Annotated in this window: 6 protein-coding genes and 1 pseudogene; 1 reads left to right on the top strand and 6 read right to left on the bottom strand. The window is 59.8% G+C overall.

From position 1 onward, the window contains the following. On the top strand, positions 1-240 hold a 240-nt coding region (locus EN850_RS37785), incomplete at its 5' end, for a zincin-like metallopeptidase domain-containing protein (protein ID WP_272483034.1). Positions 241-525: 285 nt separating this feature from the next. Here the strand turns inward: EN850_RS37785 and EN850_RS29960 are convergent. The 6 genes and pseudogenes from EN850_RS29960 to EN850_RS29935 form a co-directional block, all read right to left on the bottom strand. Further along, a complete protein-coding gene (locus tag EN850_RS29960) occupies positions 526-756 on the bottom strand; it encodes a hypothetical protein (protein WP_335930848.1) in 231 nt (76 codons plus the stop codon). A 270-nt stretch (positions 757-1,026) separates the two neighbouring features. Next, on the bottom strand, positions 1,027-1,491 hold the full coding sequence (locus EN850_RS29955) for a hypothetical protein (protein ID WP_135880779.1): 465 nt from the start codon (positions 1,489-1,491) through the stop codon (positions 1,027-1,029). Between the two features lie 770 nt (positions 1,492-2,261). Next, positions 2,262-3,434, bottom strand: a complete 1,173-nt coding sequence (locus EN850_RS29950) for a PHB depolymerase family esterase (protein ID WP_135918172.1) — start codon at positions 3,432-3,434, stop codon at positions 2,262-2,264. 295 nt (positions 3,435-3,729) lie between these two features. Further along, the gene (locus tag EN850_RS29945; RefSeq protein WP_135906959.1) at positions 3,730-4,620 is read right to left on the bottom strand and encodes an NAD(P)/FAD-dependent oxidoreductase; all 891 of its coding nucleotides are present in this window, start codon (positions 4,618-4,620) and stop codon (positions 3,730-3,732) included. 62 nt (positions 4,621-4,682) lie between these two features. Next, a pseudogene (locus EN850_RS29940) lies at positions 4,683-5,344 on the bottom strand (SDR family NAD(P)-dependent oxidoreductase). Positions 5,345-5,359: 15 nt separating this feature from the next. Continuing rightward, positions 5,360-6,535 (bottom strand): zinc-dependent alcohol dehydrogenase, encoded by a 1,176-nt coding sequence (locus tag EN850_RS29935; RefSeq protein WP_135880775.1) that lies wholly within the window; start codon positions 6,533-6,535, stop codon positions 5,360-5,362. Between the last annotated feature and the right edge of the window lie 332 nt (positions 6,536-6,867).

Genomic DNA, 6,867 nt, shown 5'->3' with positions numbered 1-6,867 from the left:
CACAGTTCACGCTTGGCCCGTGACTGCTCCGGCCCTTCGGGCTCCAGAAAATATGCGTTCGAGGAACTCGTGGCAGAGATCAACGCTGCCTTCTGCTGCGCAGCCTTGGGGATCGTGCCCACGGTACCTCGGGAACACGCTATGTCAGGTACATATTATACCAGCATACCAAATAGGCAAGTGCTTTGCTGCCCGCTCGGGTTGCTGGCTGAGCAAGCGTGGGCCCACCAATTCCGTTGAATTGGCATGTCGTCTGGTCCGATAGTTCCGGATCCCGAGGGTCAGGCGGGACTTCCAAGCCCCCCATGCGAAACGTCCGCTATCGCCATCCCGAAGTCGCGAACTGTCATTCGGCTTTCGGCGCCGTTCATGCCATTGCTGATGATCAGGGAACTGCGGAATGGGCAGGCTTGTTGACGTCAAAACACAGAACGCCCTCTCAACGTTCGCCATTCGTGTTTCGAAGGTCGCATAAAAGGGCAGTCTGGAACGTATCCGAGGCCGACGAGCCCAAGACAATAAGCTTCAAAGGACCGTTATCTTCGAGTAGCGGACCACAATTTTATCCTGCCGGAAGCGGCGCTCTAGATCGCTGCGTCGACGCTGCCATTCCAAAGCGTCCACCTTCGGCGTCATCACCTCGAAGACGACGATATCGTCCCGGTCTGTTTCTCCGCCGTCCTTCCAAAGACCCTCCGCAGGCGCCTGGAGATAGGCGGTCACCCCATCGAAGCGGGCGGCCAATTCTTCTTTCACGCGGTCGAAATCCGTTCGGGGGAAGGGTTCACCCTGGTTGTCTGAGCGGGGCAACAGTATTTGGACAAGATACATAGCAAGCACGCTACGCTGCGGATCTCAGCGGACCACTTCCGAGGAACATGCTCGGCAGCTAGCTCCATGAGGCAAAAGGAAACGAGCGACGCTCGCCCGTTTTTTCACGGTTGGCGATCTCAGGTCCAAAATACCGTCGGTCACGTGCTTGGACCTTTTCCGACCGCTGCCTCTTTCAGTTTCCTGAGGCGTCTCTTACTCACTTGCGTGAGTTAGGATGCGGAATACTGGCCAATGCGCCATGGCGTCGCGCAATTTGCTGAAAGCCTTGCCTTCCTTGTCGATGGCAGATCGGACTTGAACTGCGGCCCATCCGGCTTTCATCGTCCCGCCGACATGGCAATGGCAAACTATAGCGTGCAACTGCCAATCCGCTAGGTCGAAGAAGCGCTTCGCTTCGCCATACGTATCGTTCTTCAATCCTTGCGCGCACAACATTGGATCGGCGAAAGCGATGCTGATCGCGGAGCCGAGGGACTGGGCTTTCTCGCGCACACCCAAGGTCATGTATTCCGTCCCGGGGAAGGCGGCGAGACACCGCTCGGGATTTCGTTCGAGCAGCATGGCCCAATGTTCCAAACGCTCACGCCGCGTCATGGCCGGGAAGGATTCTTCGACTTCCGCGACCCCATGCAGTTCTTCAAGTGTCTGATGTTTCATGGACGTCTCCTGTTGGCGAGGCGCTTGCCTGCAAATTGCACAGGCCGGAATGGGCCTCAGTCGTCCCTATACCGGCGAACCCGCAATCCGTCGGGAAGTTCCATCGCCGAGAAAATTTGACCGTGCGCCTGCCTTGATTTCCACCGTCTCGCTGGCCTTGGAAGTGACCTTGCGCGGCCATCTCGCCTAGGCCGCCTTTTTGGGGACGGCCAAGAGACTGGGTCATTGGCTACGCCAGCGCCGCCGGCCACCGCGTCGTTGCAAGCGCCACATGAGAGGCTCCCGCAGCCTTCTCGGTCTGCTTAGGTTTCTACTGCCTGGGGTAGATGATCGCTTGGCTCCCCAAATGGTGCACAAGCCCTTCCTCGCCATCGATGATTACGCAGAGTTATCCGGGGGCACCGTACGCCTACCGGACAGCAACGACCGGCCGACTGATGGGCAATGCCGCTATTCGACGGTCGCGACCATTCTTCTCATGGGACAAAAGCGGCGCAGGGGTTGTTCACCGAGTGGCCGAGGAAGTCGTGCAGGGAGGTTGACTACTGCTTTGTGGAATGCGTAGGTGACGGGCTCGCAACCCCGCGTCCAGGGTGCGCTTTCCACCGATAGAGGCAAAATAATGGGCGACAAATATCCGAACGTCGAAAGGCTGGCCGGTGTTGTCGGCGCGGGCGAGAAGGATCCGATTACAAAGCTACCGCGTTCCTTAGTTCAGAGCCTCTACTGCGCTTAGCCGTGCTTACGGAACCTTAAGGGTTTGCGCTCTCCTACCGCATCAGGCCCGCGGCACGCAGAGCGTCCTCGATGACCTTCCTCACCGCTCGACCCTTCGATAACCCCACATCTATGCGATCTGGTTCTGCAAGCCTGGCCTTAGCCGGCTCCACGGCCGCTGGCCGAAGATCAAATGCTGATGGCTTTCTCTCGACCCTCGGCTCAGCAGGCCTCGGCGCGGACCTAGCCCTCGCTGACCCTCTCGCGTCAACGGCATCGCCGAGAGCCCAGAACCGCGCCAACTCCTCGGTTGATGAAATTCCTACATCGAGCATGTAAGGCCCGGCCGTGCCAACGCCGTTGCCGATGGGGGTACCGTGGCCCATACCTGCAATCATATTGATCTCGATCTTCGCCTCGCCTGCTTCGTCAGCCCAGACCCGCCGGCTTCGTGCGCGCTCGCTTGTCGAATGCGTGGGCGCCGTGTCGAGTTTGTGCACGTCGCGCCACTGGGCCGCGATGGATTCCGCGTTGGTAGAGGCCACAATATGATCGCCGGAGCCGTGCCAGATCGAAATCTTGGGCCACTGCCCATTGTGCTTGGAAGCTTTTCGCAAGAGCCGCTGCAACTCCTTATCAGAAGGGATGCCGTGGCCACGCATCCGATCGAACGCTGCCGGAATGGTTGTCGCGCAGCTGAAGGGCATCCCGGCAATGATGCCGCCGCCGGCGAACACCTCAGGATAAGTAGCGAGCATCGCGGCGGCCATTGCGCCGCCGGCTGAAAGACCGGTGACGAATATTTGCTTTCGGTCCAGGCCGTGGGCAACGACCACTGTCTCGATCATCTGCCGGATCGAGAAGACCTCGCCACGATCGCGCGTAATGTCTGCCGGCAGGAACCAGTTGAAGCAGAGCTTCGGATTGTTGGCGCGTTGCTGCTCGGGGTAGAGAAGCGCGAAACCGGCCTCGTCAGCGAGTTGCGACCACCCCGACTGATGGTCGTAACTGGCTGCATTCTGGGTGCAACCGTGCAGCACAACGACCAGCGGCGCCCCATCCGGGAGGTCAGCGGGCATATAATATTGTGCCTGCAAGACACCAGGATTGGAGCCGAAATTTACTAGGGGGGAGAGGCGATCGGCGGATGTGAAAGAGGTGGGATGTGTGCCTTGTAGCCCGCGCAGTGCTGCAAGGCGCGCGATCTTATCGGAGACTTTTCGCAATTGAGCCGTCCTTGTTTTTGACGCCCGGGATTGGACGGCGTGTGTGCAACGCACTCGCAGCAATATCGTTGCTGCACTGCACAATAACAATGGAGACAGACTTGAATGGGACAATGGCCGGCCCTACGGACCGGCCGATCTGCAAATCAGTGTCGAGAGGTTTATGTGCGCTGCCGTTCACCGAGTCGTGAAGAGCATGCTCAACAAGCGCCCAGCGAACCAAAAGTTCCGAAACGTTCAACATGAGGGCCGACCCCCGAACCGACCATTTCCGCCCGCAACGCGCCCAGTTTTCCTAGTCGGTGGTCGCAAGATAGCGGTGCATGGCGACGGCGGCGATCGCCGCGTGCCCAAAGGCCACCGCGATCTGGTTGATTTCGTCGACGACGTCGCCTGCTGCATAGAGGCCCGCTATGCCGGTGCGCTGGTGTGAGTCCACGACCAGATTGCCGGCCTCGTCGAATGCCGCGCCGAGATCGATGGCGAGCTTTGAGCGCATGGTGCAACCCATGGCGGGATAGATCGTGTCGAAGGAAAGCGTCCTCCCGTCTAGAAGACTTACACGAACCTTTTGGTCCTCTGCGCGTATCGAATCCGGGAGGCATTCTTGCACCGTGACGTCAGCCCCGTGGAGCAGTTCACACGCGGCGGGGTTAAGGTCAGATATCGGATCAGTCACGAGCAAAGTGACGTCTCTGGAATAAGTCCGCAGGAAGACGGCCTCCTTTGCAGCCCGGTCTGCAGGGCCGATTACGGCGACGCGTTTATCGACAACCTCGTAGGCGTCGCAAATCGGGCATAGCCGCAGCGCGCCACTTGCGATCATGTTGGCCACATCCGGAATGGGAGGAAGCGTATCGACTATGCCGGTGGCGATGAGCACCGCGCGCGCCCGAATAGGAAAGGATGCCGCGGCGACGAAATCATCTCCTTCGCGCAGCAGCGCCGTCACTGTATCGTTGATGAGGTCAACGTTACACATCAGCGCCTGCTGCCGCAGGCGTTCAAGCAGGTCGACGCCGACGATGCCGTCGGGATAACCAGGACAATTGTAACTGACGGGAATCCATTTCGCGCGGCTTTCCCCGGCGTCGACGACGATGACCCGACGGCGAAACCGCCCGAGGTATGTCGCCGCCGCCAACCCGGCCGGGCCGCCGCCGACTATGAGACAGTCGCACCTCATGTTGTAGTTCGAATCCTCGTTGTCTCGGGGACACGCAAGAGTCGGCGGATTGGGCTCACGCACTAGTCGTCAGCCGAACCGGGCTCGGCCATCTTCCGATGCTGCTCGGCAAGCAGGCGCGCTGGCGTACCGTTGGCGACTGCGGACTGGATTTTGTTTCAGGCCGCTGACAGTGTCGCCATCGCCCCGCATCATCGCGTCCCAACCTGCTTTCGACATCGGCGGGATCGACTTTCTCCTGCTGACCGACGTTGGTATCGAGCATATCGGCCCTTTCGAAGAAGCGAGAGCCCGGCATGAAACCGGCAACCGAGCCGGTGAGAAGTATTTTGCCCCGGTTTGGTTCGCGCATGTCACATCCGACCTTTTGCGTTAGGTAGATCGCGACGATGTTGATGTCGACAACGCGCTTGGCCTCGTCAATATCCTGGTCGAGAAAGGCGTGGCCGAGGCCACATCCGGCGTTTGCGATCAGGATTTCGACCGGACGCCCTAGGTCGCGCGGGGCATCATAGCGTTGGTCGACACCCTCGGTGGTGGAAGCCTGAACGGCTTGAACCTTGGCTCCCTGGGCCTTGAGCGTCCTGGCGGCCTCGTGGATATCGCGTTCGTCGGCAGCGATGGTAAGATCATATCCCTGTTCAATCGCGAGTTTCGCAAGTTCGAGGCCAATGCCGCTAAAGGCGCCGGTGACGATGGCGAGGGGTCGTGAGGGATCAGACATGTGCTACCTCCGTCGTCAGGGCTTGAGAACGACTTTGATGCAGCCGTCCTTCTTGTCGTTGAACATCTTGTAGAGGTCAGGGCCCTCCTCGAGGCTCGCCGTGTGGGTGATCACGAAGGATGGGTCGATGTCGCCGTTCTCGATATGAACAAGAAGTTTCGACAAATAGCCCTGTACCGGCGTCTGGGCCATGCGCATCGTCAGACCCCGGTTGATGGCGGATCCAAATGGGATCTTGTCGAGAAATCCGCCGTAGACGCCGACAATGGAGACCGTGCCAAAGTTGCGCGTGCAGTGGATTGCCTGACGCAGGACATGCGGCCGGTCCGTGCCCATGAAGGTCGCGACCTTCACCCGGTCGACCATCGCGTAGAAGCTGGAATTGGCCAGCGGCTCGGTACCGACCGCATCGATACTGGCGTCTGCTCCGCGCCCTTTGGTCAACTCCTGGATGCGGTCGTAGACATCTTCATCCAGGAAATCGACTGTGATGGCGCCGGCGGCGCGCGCCAGTTCCAATCGCTCCGGAACCGTATCAATGGCGATAACGCGCTCTGCCCCAAGCAGAAACGCGCTCCTGATCGCCATCTGTCCCACCGGGCCGCAGCCCCAAATGGCGATCGTGTCACCCTGTTGGATGTCGCAGAAGTCCGCCGCCATGTAGCCAGTTGGAAAAATGTCGGAGAGGAATAGCACCTGTTCGTCGCTCAGGCCTGCCGGCACCTTGATCGGCCCGACATCGGCGTAGGGTACGCGAAGATACTCCGCCTGGCCGCCAGGGAAACCACCGAGGAGGTGCGAGTAGCCAAAAAGGCCAGCTGGCGAATGACCCCACAATGTCTGAGCCTTTTCCTTGCTTTTCTGCGGATTGGACCGCTCGCAGCCGGAGAAGGCGCCGCGCTTGCAGAAGAAGCACTCGCCACAGGCGATGACGAACGGCACCACGACGCGGTCGCCAACCTTTAGGTTGGAGACGCTGGATCCGACTTCGACAACCTCGCCCATGTTCTCGTGGCCGAGCACATCGCCGCTGTGCATGTCGGGAATAACGCCATTGTAGAGGTGGAGATCGGAGCCGCAGATGGCGCAGGAGGTGACCTTGATAATCGCGTCCGTAGGCGCTTCGATCGTGGGGTCGGGCACGCTCTCGCAACGAATGTCATGTTTGCCGTGCCAGGTGAGTGCGCGCATCGTAACCTCTCGCTGAATTCAAAGCCTAAGCTCTGGCGCGCCTCGTTGTTCCGAAATCCTAGTACAGAAGTGACATTCGCCGCTGCGAGAATTGCATCGGTCGCCCATTGCCGGGGGCGTCCGTCGTCCACTTCTTGGGGCAAAGGTGTGCGGGTTCGCGGTAAATGCCGGCTTTGATCAGGCAGAAGAGGGCAGGCGGATAAGCGCGACCGGAAGCGCGCGCTTGTGTGAGTTGCCCGAAGCATGTGAAGTATCCGACTGTAGTCGGCGTCGTCGACCTCTCGGCCTTCCAGGCGCTGATCCGGGCGCGCCGGCCAGCGCGAATTGGGCAA

This window comes from Mesorhizobium sp. M8A.F.Ca.ET.207.01.1.1 (assembly GCF_004794715.1).
GTDB lineage: Bacteria > Pseudomonadota > Alphaproteobacteria > Rhizobiales > Rhizobiaceae > Mesorhizobium.
This window is presented reverse-complemented; position numbering and strand designations above follow the sequence as displayed.

What these genes read in the sequence shown, in the direction of transcription:
- EN850_RS29955 (WP_135880779.1), bottom strand. Translation starts at nt 1,491, where the DNA reads ATGAAACATCAGACACTTGAAGAACTGCATGGGGTCGCGGAAGTCGAA.
- EN850_RS29945 (WP_135906959.1), bottom strand. Translation starts at nt 4,620, where the DNA reads ATGAGGTGCGACTGTCTCATAGTCGGCGGCGGCCCGGCCGGGTTGGCG.
- EN850_RS29935 (WP_135880775.1), bottom strand. Translation starts at nt 6,535, where the DNA reads ATGCGCGCACTCACCTGGCACGGCAAACATGACATTCGTTGCGAGAGC.